The 19273-nt window shown below is 68.0% G+C and carries 23 protein-coding genes; 12 read left to right on the top strand and 11 right to left on the bottom strand.

What is annotated here, in order from left to right:
- Positions 1-72 precede the first annotated feature (72 nt).
- Positions 73-732, bottom strand: coding sequence for a 2,5-diamino-6-(ribosylamino)-4(3H)-pyrimidinone 5'-phosphate reductase (locus DEQ67_RS06810; protein ID WP_115802529.1), 660 nt, complete (start codon positions 730-732; stop codon positions 73-75).
- A gap of 120 nt (positions 733-852) precedes the next feature.
- Between DEQ67_RS06810 and DEQ67_RS06805 the strand changes: the two genes are divergently transcribed.
- Entirely contained in the window at positions 853-1962 is a 1110-nt protein-coding gene (locus tag DEQ67_RS06805; protein ID WP_115802728.1) for a glycosyltransferase family 4 protein, read from the top strand.
- Positions 1963-2021: 59 nt separating this feature from the next.
- Here DEQ67_RS06805 and DEQ67_RS06800 read toward each other — a convergent pair whose 3' ends face one another.
- Positions 2022-2399, bottom strand: coding sequence for a DUF7510 family protein (locus tag DEQ67_RS06800; protein ID WP_115802528.1), 378 nt, complete (start codon positions 2397-2399; stop codon positions 2022-2024).
- 92 nt (positions 2400-2491) lie between these two features.
- Between DEQ67_RS06800 and DEQ67_RS06795 the strand changes: the two genes are divergently transcribed.
- Genes DEQ67_RS06795 through DEQ67_RS06785 form a run of 3 tightly spaced genes read left to right on the top strand, consistent with a single transcriptional unit; the run spans position 2492 to position 6490 of the window.
- Positions 2492-3775 (top strand): Single-stranded DNA binding protein, encoded by a 1284-nt coding sequence (locus DEQ67_RS06795; RefSeq protein ID WP_006600333.1) that lies wholly within the window; start codon positions 2492-2494, stop codon positions 3773-3775.
- Positions 3772-5697, top strand: coding sequence for a rpa-associated protein (locus DEQ67_RS06790; RefSeq protein ID WP_115891264.1), 1926 nt, complete (start codon positions 3772-3774; stop codon positions 5695-5697). Before DEQ67_RS06795 ends, DEQ67_RS06790 begins: the two co-directional genes overlap by 4 nt.
- A 4-nt stretch (positions 5698-5701) precedes the next feature.
- A complete protein-coding gene (locus DEQ67_RS06785; RefSeq protein WP_115859970.1) occupies positions 5702-6490 on the top strand; it encodes a metallophosphoesterase in 789 nt (262 codons plus the stop codon).
- A 49-nt stretch (positions 6491-6539) separates the two neighbouring features.
- Here the strand turns inward: DEQ67_RS06785 and DEQ67_RS06780 are convergent, their stop codons facing one another.
- A complete protein-coding gene (locus DEQ67_RS06780) occupies positions 6540-6818 on the bottom strand; it encodes a hypothetical protein (RefSeq protein WP_115859972.1) in 279 nt (92 codons plus the stop codon).
- Positions 6815-7093: a hypothetical protein gene (locus DEQ67_RS06775; protein ID WP_004063541.1), complete on the bottom strand. Its 279-nt coding sequence runs from the start codon at positions 7091-7093 to the stop codon at positions 6815-6817. The genes DEQ67_RS06780 and DEQ67_RS06775 overlap by 4 nt, the downstream gene beginning before the upstream one ends.
- Positions 7094-7183: 90 nt before the next feature.
- Between DEQ67_RS06775 and DEQ67_RS06770 the strand changes: the two genes are divergently transcribed.
- On the top strand, positions 7184-10030 hold the full coding sequence (locus DEQ67_RS06770; RefSeq protein ID WP_115859974.1) for a DEAD/DEAH box helicase: 2847 nt from the start codon (positions 7184-7186) through the stop codon (positions 10028-10030).
- A 21-nt stretch (positions 10031-10051) separates the two neighbouring features.
- Here DEQ67_RS06770 and DEQ67_RS06765 read toward each other — a convergent pair whose 3' ends face one another.
- Together DEQ67_RS06765 and DEQ67_RS06760 are read right to left on the bottom strand one after the other, a co-directional pair.
- Positions 10052-10441, bottom strand: a complete 390-nt coding sequence (locus DEQ67_RS06765) for a DUF7522 family protein (protein WP_004043606.1) — start codon at positions 10439-10441, stop codon at positions 10052-10054.
- A 91-nt stretch (positions 10442-10532) separates the two neighbouring features.
- Positions 10533-10934: an ArsR/SmtB family transcription factor gene (locus DEQ67_RS06760; RefSeq protein ID WP_004977202.1), complete on the bottom strand. Its 402-nt coding sequence runs from the start codon at positions 10932-10934 to the stop codon at positions 10533-10535.
- 98 nt (positions 10935-11032) lie between these two features.
- Between DEQ67_RS06760 and DEQ67_RS06755 the strand changes: the two genes are divergently transcribed.
- Complete coding sequence (locus DEQ67_RS06755) at positions 11033-11653, top strand: DUF7509 family protein (protein ID WP_004043608.1); 621 nt, start codon at positions 11033-11035, stop codon at positions 11651-11653.
- A 104-nt stretch (positions 11654-11757) separates the two neighbouring features.
- A complete protein-coding gene (locus DEQ67_RS06750) occupies positions 11758-12498 on the top strand; it encodes a class I SAM-dependent methyltransferase (RefSeq protein WP_115859976.1) in 741 nt (246 codons plus the stop codon).
- Between the two features lie 68 nt (positions 12499-12566).
- Here DEQ67_RS06750 and DEQ67_RS06745 read toward each other — a convergent pair whose 3' ends face one another.
- Positions 12567-12884, bottom strand: a complete 318-nt coding sequence (locus DEQ67_RS06745) for a hypothetical protein (RefSeq protein WP_115859978.1) — start codon at positions 12882-12884, stop codon at positions 12567-12569.
- 101 nt (positions 12885-12985) lie between these two features.
- Positions 12986-15226 carry a CDC48 family AAA ATPase gene (locus DEQ67_RS06740; RefSeq protein WP_115891265.1) on the bottom strand — a complete coding sequence of 747 codons (2241 nt, stop codon included), beginning with the start codon at positions 15224-15226 and terminating at the stop codon, positions 12986-12988.
- 78 nt (positions 15227-15304) lie between these two features.
- Here DEQ67_RS06740 and DEQ67_RS06735 point away from each other — a divergent pair, with 78 nt between their 5' ends.
- Positions 15305-15439: a DUF7128 family protein gene (locus DEQ67_RS06735; protein WP_004043612.1), complete on the top strand. Its 135-nt coding sequence runs from the start codon at positions 15305-15307 to the stop codon at positions 15437-15439.
- Positions 15440-15503: 64 nt separating this feature from the next.
- On the opposite strand, the gene DEQ67_RS06730 is transcribed toward DEQ67_RS06735, so the two are convergent.
- Both DEQ67_RS06730 and DEQ67_RS06725 read right to left on the bottom strand, forming a co-directional pair.
- Positions 15504-15740, bottom strand: coding sequence for a DUF7508 domain-containing protein (locus DEQ67_RS06730; RefSeq protein ID WP_004043613.1), 237 nt, complete (start codon positions 15738-15740; stop codon positions 15504-15506).
- Entirely contained in the window at positions 15740-16168 is a 429-nt protein-coding gene (locus DEQ67_RS06725; RefSeq protein WP_004043614.1) for a DUF5796 family protein, read from the bottom strand. Before DEQ67_RS06725 ends, DEQ67_RS06730 begins: the two co-directional genes overlap by 1 nt.
- A 147-nt stretch (positions 16169-16315) precedes the next feature.
- On the opposite strand from DEQ67_RS06725, the gene DEQ67_RS06720 reads away from it, so the two are divergent.
- From DEQ67_RS06720 to DEQ67_RS06705, 4 genes are all read left to right on the top strand, one after another.
- Positions 16316-17185: a shikimate kinase gene (locus tag DEQ67_RS06720; protein WP_115802520.1), complete on the top strand. Its 870-nt coding sequence runs from the start codon at positions 16316-16318 to the stop codon at positions 17183-17185.
- Positions 17182-17493, top strand: coding sequence for a chorismate mutase (locus DEQ67_RS06715; RefSeq protein ID WP_004063556.1), 312 nt, complete (start codon positions 17182-17184; stop codon positions 17491-17493). The genes DEQ67_RS06720 and DEQ67_RS06715 overlap by 4 nt, the downstream gene beginning before the upstream one ends.
- A gap of 472 nt (positions 17494-17965) precedes the next feature.
- Positions 17966-18196, top strand: a complete 231-nt coding sequence (locus tag DEQ67_RS06710; RefSeq protein ID WP_006600339.1) for a hypothetical protein — start codon at positions 17966-17968, stop codon at positions 18194-18196.
- 9 nt (positions 18197-18205) lie between these two features.
- Positions 18206-18622, top strand: a complete 417-nt coding sequence (locus DEQ67_RS06705) for a PIN domain-containing protein (protein ID WP_004063561.1) — start codon at positions 18206-18208, stop codon at positions 18620-18622.
- A gap of 161 nt (positions 18623-18783) precedes the next feature.
- Here the strand turns inward: DEQ67_RS06705 and DEQ67_RS06700 are convergent, their stop codons facing one another.
- Positions 18784-19170 (bottom strand): CopG family ribbon-helix-helix protein, encoded by a 387-nt coding sequence (locus tag DEQ67_RS06700; protein WP_115802518.1) that lies wholly within the window; start codon positions 19168-19170, stop codon positions 18784-18786.
- Positions 19171-19273: the final 103 nt, after the last annotated feature.

The following is a 19273-nucleotide window of genomic DNA, read 5'->3' as shown; positions in this document are numbered from 1 at the left end:
ACGACCGCGAAACGCCGCATTCGCGGCGAAAACGGTCGGATTCGCGGACGAGGCGGAGGCGCAGGCGCAGACTCAGCAGTTGTAGGTCAGAAGCACCCCGTCGTCGACCCGCTCCACGTCGCGGAGCGACAGCCGGGGGAAGTCGGAAACGAACCCATCGCCGTCGGCGAGCGTCGGCGCGTCGCGGCCGCCGATGACCAGCGAGCCGACGTAGAGCGTGAGTTCGTCGACGAGGCCGGCCTCGAACAGCGAGAAGATGAGTTCGCCGCCGCCCTCGACCATGAGTCGGTCGACGCCGCGCGCTTCGAGCGCGTCGAAGGCGTCGGGGAGCGACACCCGCTCCGCGCCCGCGACGACGAGTTCCGCCCCGGCGGCTTCGAGCGCCTCGCGCCGGCCTCCGGGCGCGGCCTCGGAGACGAGGAGGTAGGTCGCCGCCGCGTCGTCCAGAATCCGGGCGTCGGTCGGGGTTCGGGCGCGCGAGTCAGCAACGACGCGGGCGGGATGCGGCGAGTCGCCGCGGTCCTCGCGGGCGGCGACGAGGCCGGGGTCGTCGAGCGTGAGATGCGGGTCGTCTGCGAGGACGGTTCCGACGCCGACGGCGACGGCGTCGGCGGCCGCGCGAATCTCGTCCACGCGGGCGAAGTCGTCGTCGCCGCTTATCGTCACCTGCTCGCGGCGTCGAGACGAGAGCTTGCCGTCGAGGCTCGCGGCGGCGTTGACGTGGACGTGCATACTCGCGGGTCGTCGCCGCGGCGAAAACGCCTTTCGGTGAGGCGCTCTCACGGTGTTGCCGGACAGGAATTAAATAGGCCTCTGTGGTACATTGTGTCATCTATGACTGCCAAGGTCCTGATGCTGGGGTGGGGGTTTCCGCCGAACGTCAGCGGCGGGCTCGACACGCACGTCGGCGAGATGTTCGAGCGACTCGAAGACCGGGAGGACGTGGACATCGAACTCGTGCTCCCGGCCGAGTACGCGCCGGACCGCGAAGGCATCGTCGGGGTCCCGACGGGCGAGGGCGACATCATCACCCGCATCGGACGGCTGGGGTCGACGTTCGCGGAGCGCGCCGCCGACGCCGACATCGTCCACACGCACGACTGGTTCGGCTACGGACCGGGGTCGCGCGCGAAGTCGAACAACGAGGACGTGGAGTGGGTGACCACGTTCCACTCGCTTTCGTCGGACCGCAACATCGACCCGCCGCAGCGGGAAGTCGAAACCGAGCGCCGCATCGCCGAGCGGTGTGACCACCTGCTCGCGGTGAGCGAACTCCTCGCCGACAAGGTCAAACGGGAGTACGGCGGCGACTGCCACGTCATCTACAACGGCTTTTCCGAGTGCGAGACGACGGGTCGCGACCTCAAGGCGGAACTCGGCATCGACGGGAAGATGCTGTTTTTCGTCGGCCGCCACACCGACCAGAAGGGCATCTCGCATCTCGTCTACGCGATGGAGAAACTCGCCCGCGACGACGTGACGCTCGTCATGGGCGGGTCGGGCCACCTCACCGCCCAGCTCAAGCGGTTCGCAGAGCTGCTCGGCGTCGAAGACCGCATCGAGTGGGCCGGCTACGTCCCCGAGGAGGCGCTCGGTGACTACTACGCCTCCGCGGACCTGTTCGTCTCGCCGTCGCTGTCCGAACCGTTCGGCATCACAATCGTCGAGGCGCTCTCGACGGGCACCCGCGTCGTCGCCACGGAAAGCGGCGCAGCCGAGGTCCTCCCGGAGGACTGCGTTATCGAGGTCGAACCCGATTCGCGCTCCATCGCCGACGGCATCGAGTACGGCCTCTCGCTGGAGGGGAAACCGGAGTACGAGCCGTACACGTGGGACCGCGTCGTCGACGAGACGGCGGAGTACTACCACAGCATCCTCGACGGGAACGTTGACTCGTCGGCCGGGGCGGACAACGAAGTCGACGCCACCGACGCGGACGCCGCCGAATCGGACGCGAACTGACGCAAAATCGGAGTCGAGGAGTCGGCACTTGGCAATTCGTCCGGCCGGTCGCCCCGCGTTCAGCGGAGGAGGCGCACGTCGGTCACCGGCTCGGGGTGGCGAATCCGGTAGCCGCCGCGGGTGGGCACCATCCCCTCTCGCGGCATCGTCCCGCGGGCGGACTGGTACGGCGAGTCGTCGGTCTGGACCGACTGGTACGACGAGTCGTACGCCGACTGGTAGGGGCTGTCCGACGACTGGTAGGCGCTGTCGCTTGCGGCCTCGGCGTCGAACCCCTCCGGCGGGAGGTAGATTCGCTCGCCGGACGCCGACTGGACGACGACCGCGGAGTCCTTGTCACCTTCCATCACGATGGTCGTCCAGCCGTCCTCGATGGTCACGGAAAACGAGACCTCCTCGTCGGCGTCGCCGGCGTCCGGCCCCTCGTCGTTCGACATACGAGTCCAACTGGCACGCGAGCACTTAGTGATTCGCCCGCGGCCGGTCGCCCGGCAACACTTTTTATCCGACGGGGGCGAATCCCGACTCGATGGAACTCGACCAGCATGCCGAGGAGCTCGCCTCCGCCCTCGGTGTCGACAAAGAGGAGGTCAAATCCGACCTGCAGAACCTGCTGCAGTACAGCGTCCCGCTCGACGAGGCGAAACAGAGCGTCCGACGGAAACACGGCGGCGGCAGCTCCGGCGGGAGCGACGGCGCGCCCGCGACGAAGCGCATCGCCGACATCGACCCCGACGGCGGCAACGTCTCCGTGACGGTCCGCGTGCTCACCGTGGGCACGCGCTCTATCGTCTATCAGGGCGACGAACAGACCATCCGCGAGGGAGAACTCGCAGACGAGTCCGGCGTCATCTCCTACACCGCGTGGCAGGACTTCGGCTTCGAACCGGGCGACTCCGTCGTCATCGGTAACGCCGGCGTCCGCGAGTGGGACGGCAAGCCCGAACTGAACATCGGCGCGTCCTCGACGGTTGGCGTGGAGTCCGAGACGGTCGAGACGCCCTACGACGACCGCATCGGCGGCGAGGCCGACCTCATCGACCTGCAAGCCGGCGACCGCGGCCGAACCGTCGAGGTCCGCGTCCTCGAAGTCGACTCGCGAACCATCGACGGCCGCAACGGCGAGACGACAATCCTCTCGGGCGTCGTCGCCGACGAAACCGGCCGGCTTCCCTTCACCGACTGGGCTCCCCGCCCAGACGTGGAGGAGGGCGCGAGCCTGCGTCTCTCGGACGTGTACGTCCGCGAGTTCCGCGGCGTGCCGCAGGTGAACCTCTCGGAGTTCACGACGCTCGACGTGCTCGACGACCCCGTTTCCGTGACGGACTCCGCGCCGCGTCTGAAAATCGGTGAGGCCGTCGACGCCGGCGGGATGTTCGACGTGGAACTGCTCGGGAACGTCCTCGAAGTGCGCGACGGCTCCGGGCTCATCGAGCGCTGTCCCAAGTGTAGCCGCGTCGTCCAGAACGGCCAGTGCCGCCAGCACGGCGAGGTCGACGGCGAGGACGACATGCGCGTGAAGGCGATTCTCGACGACGGCACCGGCACGGTGACCGCCATCCTCGACCGCGACCTCACCGAGGAAATCTACGGCGGGACGATGGCCGACGCGATGGAGGCCGCCCGCGAGGCGATGGACAAGGAAGTCGTCGCCGACGACATCGCCGACACGCTCGTCGGCCGCGAGTACCGCGTCCGCGGGAACCTCTCGGTGGACGAGTACGGCGCGAACCTCGAAGCCGACGAGTTCGAGGAGACCGACGACGACCCGGCCGAACGCGCGGCCGCCCTCCTCACGGAGGTGCGCGCATGAGCGCCTCGCCGGTCGTCGGCACGCGGGAAATCGCCTACCGCGTCTTCGCCGCCGAGTTCGACGACGCGTCGCTGTCGTACTCCGAGAGCGACGAGGAGCGCGCGCCCAACTACGTGGTCACGCCCACCGGCGCGCGGCTCAACCGGACGTTCGTCGCGGGCGTGCTCACCGAGGTCGAACACGTCAACGACGAGGTGCTCCGCGGGCGCATCGCGGACCCGACGGGCGCGTTCGTCACCTACGCCGGGCAGTACCAACCGGAGCCGATGGCCTACCTCGACGCGGCGACGCCCCCGGCGTTCGTCTCGCTCGCGGGCAAGGCCCGGACGTACGAACCTGACGACGCCGACGTGGTCTACTCCTCGGTCCGCCCGGAGAGCGTCAACACCGTCGACGCCGACGTGCGCGACCGGTGGATCGTCTCGGCCGCCGAGGCGACGCTCCGCCGCATCGCCGTGTTCGACGAGGCGCTATCGATGCCGTACCGCGGCGACGACCTGACCCGCGCGCTCGAAGCCCGCGGCGTCGATTCGACGCTCGCGGCGGGCGTCCCCCGCGCCATCGACCACTACGGGACGACCCGAACCTACCTCGACGCCCTGCGGGAAGTCGCCGTGCAGGCGCTCGAACTCGTCGCGGGCGACCGCGACCAAGTGGACCCACTCGATGTCGCACCCGGCGACGGCGGCGACGCGGTGCTCGGCCCGCTCCCCGAACTCGACCTCGAACCGGCCGACAGCGTCGATATCGTGGTCGACGAGGCGGACGCAGACGCAGACGCCGACCTCGGCGCACCAGAGGCGGACGCGGACGAAGTGGAAGCCGAGCCGGACGACTTCGAGACCGAAGCCGATTCCGAACCGGCCGCAACGCTCGATTCGGAGCCGGAATTCGACGACGGTGCCGAATCCGAGGCCGTCGAGCCGGAGTCCGAATCCGAGCCTATCGCAGAACCCGATTCCGAGCCGGAGTCTGCATCCGACCCCGAGCCGGTCGCCGCCGAGACGACGACTTCGACCGAGGGCCATCCGGAGGCGTCCGAGCCGGAACCGGCGTCTGAGCCGTCCGCGACGGTCGATGCCGAACCGGAGCCGGAACCCGCGGCAGAACCCGAATCCGAACCCGCCGCGGAACCCGACCTCACGTCCGAACCCGAACCGGTGACCGACTCGCTCGACACCGAGTCTGAGCCCGACTTCGACGCCGGGACCGACGACGGCGCGCTCGGTGATTTCGAAGACGACGCCCCCGACGCGGGCGCGACCGACGCCGGTTCGCTCGACGACTCGGGAAGCGGAACCCTCGGCGACTTCGACGACGGCTTCGACGACCCCGACCCCGAGGCTGGCGATTCGACCGGTTCGACCGACTCAGCGTCCGCCGACGCCGACGACTCGGTCGACCCCGACGGGATGTACGAACTCGACGAGGACGAGCGGGCCGAAATCGAATCCGAGTTCGGCACGGAGTTCACCTCCGGCGCGGACGTCGACCCCGCCGGCGAGGCGGACATCGACGTGCCCGACGCGGACGACCTCACAGAGCAACTCGAAGACGAATCCGCCGCGGCCGCCGAGCCGGACCCGGAACCCGCGACCGACGCCGCCGCGGAACCCGAACCAGCGGTCGACTCCGAACCCGAACCCGAGCCGACGCCCGACGCGGCGTCGGACGGGGACGAAGACGAGGCCGACGCTGACGCCGACGCCGACGAGTCCGCCGAGGACATCGACCTCGAATCGGTCGTCGTGGACGCCATGGACGACCTCGACGGGGGCGACGGCGCGACCCGCGACGAAGTCGTCGCGGCCGTCGTCGACGAGTACGGCGCGGACCCCGGCGCGGTCGAAGACGCCATCCAAGAGGCGCTTCTCGGTGGTCGGTGCTACGAGCCGCAGGACGGCGTGCTGAAGGCTATCTGAGGCCGTGTCCGGACCGCTCGTCGAACCGATTCCCGGCCATCCCGCCGCGGTAGCGCGGACGAGCAGGCGCGGATTCCCCGAACGGTCGCTCGTCGTCGCTGACTACCACGCCGGTATCGAGGCCGGCCTGCGGTACGAACGCGGGGTGGAACTCCCGTCGAAGGCCGCGGTCCGCCGCGAGCGCCTGCTGTCGCTTCTCGACCGGACCGACGCCGACCGACTGGTCGTCCTCGGTGACCTCGGCCACCGCATCGGCGACCCGGACGGCGACGAGGCCGAGGAACTCCGCGGCTTCGCGGCCGCCGTGGCCGACCGCGCCGAACTGACGGTCGTCCCCGGCAACCACGACGGCGGCCTCGCGGACTTCTTCGGTGACGACGACGACGTGGAGGTGACCGACCCCGCGGGCGTCCGCCTCGGCGACGTGGGATTCTGCCACGGCCACACGTGGCCCTCGCGGGAAGTGCTCGCCGCCGACGTGGTCTGCTCGGCCCACGAACACCCGGCGGTCAGGCTGGAAGACGAGGTCGGCGGCGCGCGGAAAGAGCGCGTCTGGCTCCGCGGCGCTCTCGCTCCCGAAGTGTTCGCGGAACACCACGAGGTCGCCCCCGCCGAAGTCGCGCGAGCCGACGCCGAACTCGTGGTGTTCCCGGCGTTCAACGACACCTCGGGCGGGACGTGGGTCAACGTCCCCGGGCAGGGCTTTCTCTCGCCGTTCCTGCCCGGCGGCCTCGCGGACGGCGAGGCCTACCTGCTCGACGGCACGCGGTTGGGCGACTACCGGAACGTCTGACTCGGGTCGTCGCGGTCGCTAACCGCGGCTTCCCGTTTTTCCGACCCGCCTACGCGAAGACGAACGTGAGCGTACCGAGCACGAACACGGTGACGCTCGCCACGCGGGCGAGTCGCTGCCAGCCGGTCCACTCGCGGAAGAACTCCGGCACACCCTTCTCCCGCTCTCGAACGGCGTAGCCGACGAACCAGAGCGCCGAGAGCACGAGCACCGCGGCGAAGACGAGTTGCCACGCCGCGAGGTCGCCCCGTTGGTTGCCGAGGACGATGAAGAGGTTTCCAGCGGTAAAGCCCGCCTGCGACAGCCAAAAGGACCGTTCGGGCGTCACGTCACCACCGCGTACAGTTGGAAGGCGATGCCGACCGTGTAGAGCCCGGCGGCGGCGACGACGAGGTAGACGAGCGGCCCCCAATCGGACGGAAATCGGGCGCGGTCGGGGTCGCGGAGGGCGACGACCGCCCCATAGATGACGGTGACCGCGCCGGCGGCCGCCGCCGCGGTGCCGATATCGGCGGCTCCCGTTGCGAGGTCGAGCGCGACGCCGACGGCGGCCGAGAGTCCGAAGACGACGAACGCGAACCAGTAGGCTCGTTTCGGGGACACGCCCGAAATTGATTCACGGACGACATGAATCTCCCGGTGGGGACCGCCCCGAGCGGTGCGCTTAATCGCCTCGAACCGTAACCTCGGGCGATGCCAGACGGCGAGGCCGCCGCCGGAATGGACGCCTTCGCGACGCTCTCGTCGCCCGTTCGGAACGCGCTCTCGGAGCGCGGCTTCACGACGCCGACAGAGCCACAGCGCCGGGCGATTCCCCCGCTTGCGGACGGGAAACACGGCCTCATCATCGCGCCCACGGGCACCGGCAAGACCGAGACGGCGATGCTGCCGGTGTTTTCGGCCATCGCCGACGCCGAGGACGAGGACCGATTCGGGATTTCGGCGCTCTACATCACCCCGCTTCGGGCGCTGAACCGCGACATGCGCGAGCGACTCGACTGGTGGGGCGAACAGCTCGACATCGACATCGACGTTCGCCACGGCGACACCACGCAGTACCAGCGCCAGAAGCAGGCGAACGACCCGCCGGACGTGCTGGTGACGACGCCCGAGACGTTGCAGGCGATGCTCACGGGGAAGAAGCTCAGAAAGGCCCTCTCCGACGTCCACCACGTCGTCGTCGACGAGGTCCACGAACTCGCGTCGGCCAAGCGCGGCGCGCAGTTGACAATCGGTTTGGAGCGCCTCCGCGAGTTGGCCGGGGCGTTCCAGCGAATCGGCCTCTCGGCGACGGTCGGGTCGCCCGACGAGGTCGGGAAGTTCCTGACCGGCGACCGCCCGTTCGAGGTCATCGAGGTCGACGTGGACAACCGCGTCGAGTTCGAGGTGGTCCGTCCCGAGGTGACGAACGAGGACGAGGCGCTGGCGGGGAAACTCGCCACCGACCCCGAGATAGCGAGTCACGTCCGGACGATTCGAGATATCGTCCGCGACCACGAGTCGGTGCTCGTCTTCGTCAACACCAGACAGACCGCGGAGGCGCTCGGCTCGCGGTTCAAGTCGCTCGGCGACCCCATCGAGGTCCACCACGGCTCGCTGTCGAAGGACGTGCGCATCGACGTGGAAGACCGCTTCAAGGCCGGCGAGTTGGACGCGCTCATCTGCACGTCGTCGATGGAACTCGGTATCGACGTGGGCCGGGTCGACCACGTCGTCCAGTACAACAGTCCGCGCGAGGTGTCGCGGCTCCTCCAGCGAGTCGGTCGCGCGGGCCACCGCTTGGGCGTCGTCTCCCGCGGGACCGTCGTCACCGACCACCCCGACGACACGCTCGAAGCGCTCGCCATCGCCCGGCGGGCCGTCTCCGGCGAGGTCGAACCCGCCCGCGTCCACCACGGCAGCCTCGACACCGTCGCCAACCAAATCGTCGGCGTCGTCATGGACTACGGCGACGTGTCGGCCCGCCGCGCCTACGAGATTATCACGCGGGCGTACCCCTTCCGCGACCTCGACGAGGACGACTTCCGCGCCGTCGTCCGCGAACTCTCCGGGAACCGCCTCCTCTGGCTCGACGAGGACAAGGACCTCCTCGAAAAGTCCGGCGGCACGTGGCAGTACTTCTACGCCAACCTCTCGATGATTCCCGACGAGGAGACCTACGACGTCCACGACATCTCCTCGCGCCGGCAGATCGGGACGCTCGACGAGAAGTTCGTCCTCAACTTCGCCGCGCCGGGCGCGACGTTCATCCAGCGCGGCGAGATGTGGCGCGTCAACGACGTGGACGACGAGGAGGCGCGGGTGAACGTCTCGCCCATCGAGGACCCCGGCGGCGAGGTGCCGTCGTGGGTCGGCTCGGAGATTCCGGTGCCCGCGCCGGTCGCCGGCGAGGTGGGCGAACTCCGCGACGTGGCCGCACCGCAGTTCGAATCCGGGGCCGACCGCGAGGCCGTCGCCCGCGACATCGCCATGCGCTACCCGACCGACGAGGCCACGGTCAGGTCGGCGCTCGGCCCCATCGAAAGACAGGTCGAGGCGGACGCGCCGATTCCGACCGCGAACAGGCTCGTCCTCGAAGGCTCGCCCCGGAAGGTGACGCTGAACTCGCCGCACGGCCACCGGGTGAACGAGACGCTCGGCAGGCTCCTGTCGGCGCTCATCGGCCAGCGCACCGGCTCCTCGGTCGGCATGGAGGTCGACCCCTACCGCGTCGAGTTCGACGTGCCGGGGAAGGTCCGCCCGACGACGTTCGCCGAGGTGCTCCGCGAGACCGACCCCGACCACGTCGAGGCGCTGCTCGAACTCGCGCTCAAGCGGTCGGACTCGCTGAAGTTCACGCTCGCGCAGGTGGCCGCGAAGTTCGGCGCGCTCAAGCGCTATCAGGGGACGGGTCGCTTCGGCGGCGACCGCCTCCTCGCCGCGCTGGAGGACACGCCCGTTTACGACGAGGCCGTCCGCGAGGTGTTCCACACCGACCTCGCCGTCGAGGAGACGGTCGAACTGCTCCGCCGCGTCCGCGACGGCGACGTGGAACTCGCCGTCGCCCGCGAGCCCACCGCCATCGGCACCGGCGGCCGCGGGTCGGGGACCGACCTGCTCGTCCCCGAGAACGCCGACGCGAGCGTCATCGAGACGGTCCGCGACCGGATTCGGAACGACCGCGTGCTGTTGGCGTGTCTCCACTGCAAGGATTGGACCCGCAAGACGAAGGTCAAGCGCGTCCGCGAGCCAGTGACGTGCCCCGAGTGCGGCGCGACCCGCGTCGCCGCGCTCAATCCGTGGGACGACGAGACGGTGAAAGCGGTTCGCGCGCCGGAGAAAGACGACGAACAGGAGCGACTGACGAAGCGGGCCTACCGCTCGGCGAGTCTGGTGCAGACCCACGGCGAGCGGGCGGTCGTCGCGCTCGCGGCCCGCGGCGTCGGCCCGCACAACGCCGCGCGCATCATCAACAAACTCCGCGAGGACGAAGACGACTTCTACCGCGACATCCTCGAACGGGAGCGCGAGTACGCCCGCACGCAGTCGTTCTGGGACTGACGGGGCGGCCGGGTTCGACGCTTACTCCTCGATGGCCCACTCGTCGAGAATCTCGGTCGTCGCGGCCGCCAGCGCCTCGAAGTCCTGCATCGAGATGCCGTCGGTCGTGACGAAGACGCCGAAGTCCTCGACGGTGATGCGGACGAGGTAGCCGTTTTCGAACACGCGAATCGTGTACTCGTAGTCACCGAGTTCGGACCCGCGGTAGGCGTCCTGTGTCATCTTGAAGTCGTGCCACTCGTTGCCGATAAAGGAGTTCAGGTCGGCCTCCTGTTCGAGGTCCTCGCGGAGGTACACCTGCACGTAGTCGAAGCGGTTGAAGTAGGTGAGCGAGCGGAGGCTGTCGCCGACGGCCGTGCGGCAGACGGTGACGAGCTTTTCCTCTGCTTCCTCGGGGAGGAGATTGGACATCGCTTCAGCCTGTGCGAGCGAGTGCCAAATAGGCGGCGGCTTCGGCAGTAGACGGGTGCGGGCTGAGACGCGGCGGTCGCCCGCGACGCTGCTACTCCGACGCGTAGGCGTCCCGATAGTCGCGCTCGCGCCGGATGAGCTCCTCGACGCCGTGTTCGAGGATGTCGGAGCCGAGCGACGTGGCGCGGTAGTACGAAAACAGCCCCTCGTCGTCGGCCTGCGACCGCTTTCGCTTCTCGACCAACCCGGCGTCGACGAGTTTGTTGAGGTGGTAGTGCAGCGTGTTCGCCTGCACGTCGAGCGCCTCGGCCAGCGCTTTCGGACTTCGCTCGCCGAAGTGGACCAGGCGGTACAGCAGGGTAAAGCGCGTCCGGTCGCCGAGTGCGGCCTGCATGTCGAGGTACTCGTCCAGCGTGAGGACGCTCGTCGGCGGCAGCAATTCGGCGGGGTCCTCGGGGAGGCCGTCCGAATCGACCGGGTCGTTCGTCGCCATCTCGGTTCGCTAGACGGAGCGTATCGGTTTAACAGTTCTTGAGTCGAACTCCGCTGAAAAATCCCGACTTTATATACTGCCGCGCGGTACGTGTGTCCATGACGGACGCCATCTCGCGCGACGAGATACGAGCGGCGCTCGGGCGAACGACCTACGACCGGTTTCTCGTCTACGTGATGGGTCCGTACAAGTCGTTCAACCTCAACTACGTCCTCTCGGAGGAGGAACTCGCCGCCATCGACATCGACGACCTCCCGGGCCCGATTCGAAAGCTGTTCGCCGCGCGGGACGAGGTGGACGACGCGCTCGCGCTCCTCCGGCGGGTGCAAGGAACGCTCCGCGCCGACCCGGGCGTGAACGCTTTTCTCGCCGTCGACGTGGACCTCAGCACCGACGAGGTGGACGCCGCGACGCAGTCGCTCGCGTTCGCCGCAGCGAGCAACGCCACCGTGTTCGTGCTGCCGTTTCTCGGCCACAACTTCGGCGTCGGCGAGGAGGCGGGGTCGATACTCGAACGGCTCTCAGAGACCCACGGCGACAGAATCGTCTTCGTCCACGAAGCGACGGTCACGAGCGAGATGATTCGCGCGGCGCGCGCCCGCTGGGACCTCCGCGTCGAGACCTACGACACCGAAGCGGAACTCCACAAGCGCATCCGACTGTTCGTCGCGGACGTGATGAACCGCGAGCTACACGGGGACTTGGACCGGCTGGACTGACGTTCCTCGCCCTCGTCCTCTCCCTCTCGCCTCCTCTGGCCTTGTTGATTATTACCTCATAACACATTAAATATAATTTACACGAGGGCGACGAACGAGTCGTCATGGCCGACGACGCCCTCGGACTGGCGATGTTGGACCGGGTTCGCGGCAGTCTGCGCGCGCCGTGCGTCTACCGCGCCGGCGACGACGCCCGTGGTACTGCCGGCGACGCGCACGTCTACGAGAACTATCTCGTCCCGTCCGAGCGGTGGTCCGCCGCGAAGCGCGAGTTCGTCGATTCGCTTCGGACCCCAGTCCTCGACGTGGGATGCGGCGCGGGCCAGCACGCCCTCGCCGTACAGGAGCGCGGCGAGGTCGTCGCCTTCGACGTGAGTCCGAACGCGGTTCGCGCGGCCCGCAAGCGCGGCGTCGAGACGGCGGTCGTCGGCGATATGTTCGACCCGCCGGTCGAGGCGAGCCGAGCGGGTTCGTCGGCAGGAGGGTTCGAGACGGTCCTCGCCAACGGGACGCAGGTCGGACTCGCGGGCTCGCTGGATCGACTCGCCGACCTGCTCGCGTCGTTTGCCGACCTCACCTCGCCGTCCGGCGAGGTCGTCGTGGACTCCTACGACCCGACGCGCACCGACCCCGAGCGCTTCTTCGGTTACCGGTCAGACCCGCGAGAGGGCGTCGCTCGACGGACGTTCCGCGTCGAATACGGCGACCTCCACGGACCGATGCTCGACTTCGTTCTCGTCTCGCCCGCACGACTCCGGGCGGTTGCGGCCGAGGCGGGCCTCGACGTGCGCGATGTGACCGTCCCGAATCCCGATTCGAGTTACTATCGGGCGCGACTGGCGTGAGCTGGGTCGGTCGCGGCGGCACTTCGGGAGTGGGGTCGTCGCCGGCCGTCTCGATGACGCGTTACGGCCTACTCCCAGCGGTTGGTCGCTTCGTTGCGCCGCGGGAGGAACGGAAGCAAGAGCGCGACGGCGAAGACGATGCCCGCGATGGCGAGGTACTCGGGCGTCACGAGGACGAGCGCGACCGGCGAGAACACCGAGGCCTCGCCGTCGGCGACGGCCGAGAGGGCGTCCGCGTCGTTGTTCAGCAACACGAGAACCATGAATATCGCCTCGGCGAACGCGACCCGGAGGCCGGCCTTCGTCACCCACCACGTCGCGGACAGCGGGCCGCCGGTCAACGCGTCCCACTCCCGGCGGACCTTCCGCCGCCACGCCGCGTTCACGACACACCTCTGTTGCGAGTGAACATGGAACACAGTACGCGGCGAAACGAGATAATCTCGCAGGTGAGCGGGAACGGGCGTTCCTCGGGGGTCGCCGCCCGTCAGACCCGCGTCGGCGAGACCGATTCCAGCGCCGCATCGAAGTGCGCGCGGGTGATGCGCACCTCGTCGGCGTGCTCGTTCGCCTCGGTGCCCTCGTAGGCGTCGGCCACGTCCTGAATCGCCCGGAGCGCGGCCTCGCGGCAGACCGCGGCCACGTCGGCCCCGGTGTAGCCGTCCATGTGGGCGGCCACGTCGCCGAGGTCCACGTCGGTGCCGAGCGGCTTGTTTCGGACGTGCACGTCGAGGATGGCGCGGCGCGCCTCGATGTCGGGGGCGGGGACCTCGACGTGGGTCTCCAGTCGGCCGGGTCGGAGGAGCGCGGGGTCGAGCGCGTCCCGGCGGTTCGTCGCCGCGAGGACGACGAGGTTCGGGTTGTCGGCGGCGTTGTCCATCTCCGTCAGGAGTTGCGAGACGACGCGCTCGGAGACGCCCGAGTCGGAGCCGGCGCTGTCGCGGTCGGTGGCGATGGCGTCTATCTCGTCGAAGAAGACGATACTCGGCGCGGCCTGTCGGGCGCGGTCGAACACCTCGCGGACGGATTTTTCGGACTCACCGACGTAGCGGTCGAGCAGTTCCGGGCCGGCGACGTGGATGAAGTTGACGCCGCTTTCGGCCGCGATGGCGCGGGCGAGCATCGTCTTGCCGGTGCCCGGCGGGCCGTGGAGGAGCACGCCGGTCGGCGGGTCGGTCGAGGCCGCCTCGAACAGCGGCGCGTAGGTCAGCGGCCACGTCACCGCGCGTTCGAGCGTCCGCTTCACGTCGTCGAGGCCGCCGACGCCCTCGAACCCCTCGGTCGGTTGTTCGGCGACGTACTCGCGCATCGCAGAGGGTTCGACCGTCGCCATCGCCGACTCGAAGTCGGCGCGCGTGACGGTCATGTCCGCGACGGCGACGCGTCCCTCCTCGTCTCCGCCCTCGTCTCTGCTTCCGCTTCGGCTTCCGCTTCCGCCCCCACTCTCCCGGCGGACGCGCCGGAGCGCGGTCATCGCGGCCTCCTTGGCCAGCGATTCGAGGTCGGCACCGACGAAGCCGTGGGTTCGGGAGGCCAGTCGGTCGATGTCCACGTCCTCCGCGAGGGGCATTCGCCGGGTGTGCACGTCGAGAATCTCGCGGCGGCCCGCCTCGTTCGGGACGCCGATTTCGATTTCGCGGTCGAAGCGGCCGCCGCGGCGGAGCGCCGGGTCGAGGCTGTCGACGCGGTTCGTCGCGCCGATGACGACCACGTCGCCGCGGGCGTCCAGCCCGTCCATGAGCGACAGCAGTTGGCCGACGACGCGGTTTTCGAGGTCGCCGCCGTCGTCGCGCTTCGACGCGATGGAGTCGATTTCGTCGAAGAAGATGATGGCCGGCGCGTTCTCGCGGGCCGACTGGAACACCTCTCGCAGTTTCTCCTCGGACTCGCCTTTGTACTTCGAGAGCACCTCGGGCCCGGAGATGGTCGTGAAACTCGCGTCGACCTCGTTGGCGACGGCCTTGGCGATGAGGGTCTTCCCCGTGCCCGGCGGGCCGTGGAGGAGCACGCCCTTCGGCGGCTCGATGCCGAGGTGGGCGAACACCTCGGGTTCGGACAGCGGGAGCTCTATCATCTCGCGGACGAGGTCGAGTTCGTCGTCGAGGCCGCCGATGTCCTCGTAGGTGACGCCCGTCGCTCGGCCGCGGCTCCCGTCGTCGCCGCCGTCGTCGCTACCGGTCATGCTCTTGACGGCGTCGCGGACGGCCTCGCTCGCGTCCTTCGAATTCGCCGCCGTCACGGAGACGGTCGTCGCGTCGGTGACGCGGACCACGCCCTCCGGGGCGGTTTCGCTGACGGCGAGGGCGGCCCCGCCGAGGCGTTCGACGCGGACGCGGTCGCCCTCGCGGACCGGGCGGTTCCGGAGCTCCGCCTTCACGACCTCCTCGATGGTCTCGCGGTCCACGCTGGTCCGCTCGAAGGCGCTGGGGCCGGCGAGCGTCACGGACCGCGCGTCTTCGACGGCTATCTTCCTGACGCGGACGCTGTCACCGATTTTCACGCCGGCGTTGGCCCGCGTGTCGGCGTCGACGAGCATCTCGCCCGCCGCCGCGCCGGGGCGGGCGGGCCACATCTTCGCGACCGTCTCTCTGGAGCCCTCGATGACGACCGTCTCGCCGCTGAGCACGCCGAGTTCCCGGCGGGCGGCCTCGGGGAGGCGGGCGATGCCGCGGCCCGCGTCGCGTTTCTCCGCGGCGCGGACGACGAGCGTCACCCCATCTTCTGACATACCCCCCGGTTCGGTCGCTCGACCCTTGAGGGTTCGCCCGGAGTAACGGTTTTCCGGGACGGCGCGGTAACAGTACGCATGGTCGCCACGACGGAGAAAGACGGTGCGACGTGGTACCGGTGCGAAGAGTGCGGGATGCTGTTCGACGTGCGGTCCGACGCCGAGGCCCACGAGGAGAACTGCGACACGGACAGCCCGTCGTACTTGCAGTAGCGGGGAAGCGAGAGCGTCGGCGGCGACGGCGGCGAGCGCGAGGGTTACGCGGCGAGCGCGAGAGCTACGCCGGGTCGTGTTCGTCCGCGAGTCGCTCGGCGTGGTCCAGCGAGGTCGCGCGCTCCCAGCGGACGCGCTCGGCGTCGCCGTAGGCGAGCGCCTCTTTCAGTTCGTCGCGGAGGACGCCCACGCCGCGGCCGACGAGGTCGCCGTCGGCGTCGCCGAGTTCGTAGTAGCCGTAGGCCTCCGGAGCCTTGCCGACGGTCCGCGTTTCCAGCGGCTCCCAGCGCTTCCGGAGCATCACTCGGCGACGAACTCGTAGGAGTCTTCGCCCCAGTCGTCTTCGACGAAGACGAACACGCGGCCGCGGGCGACCTCGGGGTCGGCCTCGATTTCGAATCGATGGCCGGGCACCCGGCGGACGAGGACGCCGGGGAACAGCTCCTCTTCTTCGTCCTCACCGAGGATGACGCGGCCGACGCCGCTCGATTCGAGCACCTCGTCGTGGCTCGTGAGGTCGTTGACGTACATCATGACGCCCTCCGTCTCGGTGGGGTCGGTGACGAGGACGTGGACCTCCTTGCCGGGGGCGGTGGCGAGCGTGCCCGTGACCGCCTGGGGGACGCCCCGGTAGACTGTGGTTCGGTTGTCGAGGTACTCCACTTCGACGCCGTAGTCGTGGAGCTCGACGCCGAGCGTGCTCGGGGCGATGTCGTTGCGGGCGCGCATGGCTCACCGTTGCTCCGGGGACGGCAAAAGCGTCGCGTCTCGGGACGACTCGCGCCGGGCGTCGCTTCCGCCGCCGCGTCCCCGAACCTACGGGCGAAAACGGCACGGACCGCCACACATAACACGGTGTGCCGACCTCCCCGAAGTATGCACGGCCGAGCCACCGCCCTCGGGGCGGGCACCGTCTTGAACGCCCTCGCGACGGCGACCGGCTCCGCGTTCGCCATCGACGCGGAGACCACCGCGTCGGTCGAACTGGACGACTCCGGCGAGGTCCGCGGCAGCATCGCGGAGGCCCCGGACGCCGACGCGCATCTCGTCGAGCGCTGCGTCGAACTCGCCGTCGAGGCGTTCGGTGACGGCGAGGGCGGCACCGTCGAGACCGAAAGCGACCTGCCGATGGCCGCCGGCCTCAAGAGTTCGAGCGCCGCCGCCAACGCGACGGTGTTGGCGACGCTCTCGGCGCTCGGTCGCTCGGTCGGCCCCGGCCCGGACGCCGATATCTCCCGCCTCGACGCCTGCCGGATGGGCGTCCGCGCCGCCCGCGAGGTCGGCGTCACCGCCACCGGGGCGTTCGACGACGCCGCGGCCTCCATGGTCGGGGGCGTCGTCGTCACCGACAACACCGAAGACGGTCTCATCGCCCGCGACGAGGTCGACTGGGACGTGCTCGTGTGGACGCCCCCGGAGCGCGCTTACAGCGCCGACGCCGACGTGAGCCGCTGCGAGAACGTCGCCCCGATGGCCGACCTCGTGGCCGACCTCGCGCTCGAAGGCCGCTACGCCGAGGCGATGACCGTCAACGGCCTCGCCTTCTCGGCCGCGCTCGACTTCCCGACCGACCCCGCCGTCGAGGCGATGCCCATCGCCGACGGCGTCTCGCTGTCCGGGACCGGCCCGAGCGTCGTCGCCGTCGGCGACCGAACCGACCTCGAACGCGTCAAGGAACTGTGGGACGCCCGCGAGGGGGAGACCCGACTGACGACCACCCGAACCGACGGAGCACGAATCCAATGACAGACGACACCGTAGACGCCGCCGCAGAATCGTTTCAGGACATGTCCCTCGACGAACTCCGCGAGGAGATAGAGGATATCGACCGCGGCATCGTCGAACTCATCGCCCGTCGAACCTACGTCGCCGACACGGTGGCGAAGGTCAAAGCCGAGAAGGACCTGCCGACGACCGACGAGTCTCAAGAAGAGCGCGTGATGGAGCGCGCCGGGAAGAACGCGGCCCACTTCGAGGTCGATTCGAACCTCGTGAAGGCGATTTTCAGACTGCTCATCGAGATGAACAAGGCCGAACAGCGGCAGAATCGGTAGAATGCATCGATGTTACGACCTATTTTTGAACAGGACAACACGACTTCCGAGCCCGTATGCGAGAACGGACATCGCACTGGTTCCTAATCCAACGCCGAAGAGAAGCGTCAACAGTTCATAGGGTGACTGAACGACGACTGGCGTACCGGACAAGGTGAAATACACGCGAGAGAGTGTGTTCTCGAACGTGAACGCGCAAAGGAAGCCACTGAGGCTGCCGAAGCCAACAGCAACAGTCCATCTCATTCGACTTTGCCGTGCAAGTCCACGACGTTTGGCATCGGCGAAGACGATTCCAGCGACGAGAAGCGAGATGATTGGCGAGATGAGGAGTGGATTCAGGGCCATACAAAATGTGCGTTCGTCATCACTAAATAATCGGCAGGTGGCTCAACGGCAGCAAGACGCGGCAATAGAGACGAAAGTGGCGGCACCGAAAGACACAGTATTCTGTGTCCCCGCAGTTTTCTGTATGCCTACTATCACGGTTAACGTAGACGACACCCTCAAAGAGCAGATGGAGAAGCACCCGGAAATCAACTGGAGCGAGGTCACTCGGCAAGCCATCCGAAGCAAAATCGAGAAACTCGAATTGATGGACGAACTGACCGCCGACAGTGAACTCTCTGATGCGGATGTTGACGAAATTGCCGCCAAAATCAACGAGAGCGCACGGAAGCGCGTCGAAGAAGAGTCTGAGTAATTCTGACGAATGAAGTTGGTCGTCGATGCAAACGTCGTCATTTCGGCACTCATCGCTAACTCGAAAACTCGTGAACTCATCGTCACGCTCGAACCGGAACTCCTGACCCCCGAAGTTGTTCACGACGAAATCGGGAACTACGAAGCTCTCATCGTCGAAAAGTCAGGGATGGATACAGACAGAGTACAGCAGTTCATTGACCTCTTGTTCCAGTACATCGAGACAGTACCTGCCAGCGAATTCTCCCCGTACATCAAGGAGGCGAAAGAGTCGATAGGCGACACCGACCCCGACGACGTTCTGTACGTGGCCTGCGCACTCGCTCGTGACGCAGGTGTGTGGAGCGACGATTCTGATTTCGATGAACAAGACCTCGTGCCGGTGTTTACTACCAGTGAGGTAATCGAATCCTTCGAGACGGTGTGATTTCTTGACTCAGGAAAGTACAAAAGAACCGGAAAAGTGTGCAGTTTCGTATAATGGATTCTATCTACCTGAACAAGGCCGAACAGCGGCAGAATCGGTAGACTGACAGCTGTTTTCTCCGCCGCCGGGAGCGGGTTCGAGTTCGGAGACCCGCCGTCGCGTCACTCGCGGATGACCATCACCTTCACCCGCCGGACCGCGTCGAAGTCCCGAAGCCGATAGGTCAGCGCGCGGACGCGCGCCGCGGGGCCGCGGCAGAACAGCGATTCGAGACACCACTCGCCCTGATGGGTGTGACTCGTGTTGAGGATGACGTCCTGAAACTCGTGTTGCGTCCCGTGAAGCTCGCGAATCACGTCGTGGTGGCGGTAGTCGAAGCCGACGAGCGCGACGACCTCGCCGGAGACGTCTTCGAGTCGGGCGTGGGACTCGACGAACTCACGCATGGCCTCTCGAACCGCCCGCGACCGGTTTTCGATGCCCTCGTCGCGCCACGCCCGGTCGAACTCAGCGACCAGTTCGTCGGGGACGTTGAAACTCGTCCGCATTACCTCCAACTGACGCGTACAGCTACAAGAGTGCTCGTTATGACGATACCCGCGATTCGGTATTAACAACCCCTATACCCGTCGTTTGCCACGGATACGGTAG

This window comes from Haloferax sp. Atlit-48N, assembly GCF_003383015.2.
In the GTDB taxonomy this organism is placed as follows: domain Archaea; phylum Halobacteriota; class Halobacteria; order Halobacteriales; family Haloferacaceae; genus Haloferax; species Haloferax volcanii.
The sequence above is the reverse complement of the archived record's forward strand: the minus strand, read 5'-3'. Positions and strand labels throughout refer to the sequence as shown.

Excerpts from the sequence above, each read along its gene's own strand:
- DEQ67_RS06715 (WP_004063556.1), top strand. The coding sequence starts at position 17,182 with ATGACAGACGACACCGTAGACGCCGCCGCAGAATCGTTTCAGGACATG.
- DEQ67_RS06790 (WP_115891264.1), top strand. The coding sequence starts at position 3,772 with ATGAGCGCCTCGCCGGTCGTCGGCACGCGGGAAATCGCCTACCGCGTC.
- DEQ67_RS06710 (WP_006600339.1), top strand. The coding sequence starts at position 17,966 with ATGCCTACTATCACGGTTAACGTAGACGACACCCTCAAAGAGCAGATG.
- DEQ67_RS06735 (WP_004043612.1), top strand. The coding sequence starts at position 15,305 with ATGGTCGCCACGACGGAGAAAGACGGTGCGACGTGGTACCGGTGCGAA.
- DEQ67_RS06765 (WP_004043606.1), bottom strand. The coding sequence starts at position 10,441 with ATGTCCAATCTCCTCCCCGAGGAAGCAGAGGAAAAGCTCGTCACCGTC.
- DEQ67_RS06800 (WP_115802528.1), bottom strand. The coding sequence starts at position 2,399 with ATGTCGAACGACGAGGGGCCGGACGCCGGCGACGCCGACGAGGAGGTC.
- DEQ67_RS06700 (WP_115802518.1), bottom strand. The coding sequence starts at position 19,170 with ATGCGGACGAGTTTCAACGTCCCCGACGAACTGGTCGCTGAGTTCGAC.
- DEQ67_RS06770 (WP_115859974.1), top strand. The coding sequence starts at position 7,184 with ATGCCAGACGGCGAGGCCGCCGCCGGAATGGACGCCTTCGCGACGCTC.
- DEQ67_RS06750 (WP_115859976.1), top strand. The coding sequence starts at position 11,758 with ATGGCCGACGACGCCCTCGGACTGGCGATGTTGGACCGGGTTCGCGGC.
- DEQ67_RS06730 (WP_004043613.1), bottom strand. The coding sequence starts at position 15,740 with ATGCTCCGGAAGCGCTGGGAGCCGCTGGAAACGCGGACCGTCGGCAAG.
- DEQ67_RS06705 (WP_004063561.1), top strand. The coding sequence starts at position 18,206 with ATGAAGTTGGTCGTCGATGCAAACGTCGTCATTTCGGCACTCATCGCT.
- DEQ67_RS06810 (WP_115802529.1), bottom strand. The coding sequence starts at position 732 with ATGCACGTCCACGTCAACGCCGCCGCGAGCCTCGACGGCAAGCTCTCG.
- DEQ67_RS06740 (WP_115891265.1), bottom strand. The coding sequence starts at position 15,226 with ATGTCAGAAGATGGGGTGACGCTCGTCGTCCGCGCCGCGGAGAAACGC.
- DEQ67_RS06755 (WP_004043608.1), top strand. The coding sequence starts at position 11,033 with ATGACGGACGCCATCTCGCGCGACGAGATACGAGCGGCGCTCGGGCGA.
- DEQ67_RS06720 (WP_115802520.1), top strand. The coding sequence starts at position 16,316 with ATGCACGGCCGAGCCACCGCCCTCGGGGCGGGCACCGTCTTGAACGCC.
- DEQ67_RS06805 (WP_115802728.1), top strand. The coding sequence starts at position 853 with ATGCTGGGGTGGGGGTTTCCGCCGAACGTCAGCGGCGGGCTCGACACG.
- DEQ67_RS06795 (WP_006600333.1), top strand. The coding sequence starts at position 2,492 with ATGGAACTCGACCAGCATGCCGAGGAGCTCGCCTCCGCCCTCGGTGTC.
- DEQ67_RS06760 (WP_004977202.1), bottom strand. The coding sequence starts at position 10,934 with ATGGCGACGAACGACCCGGTCGATTCGGACGGCCTCCCCGAGGACCCC.
- DEQ67_RS06725 (WP_004043614.1), bottom strand. The coding sequence starts at position 16,168 with ATGCGCGCCCGCAACGACATCGCCCCGAGCACGCTCGGCGTCGAGCTC.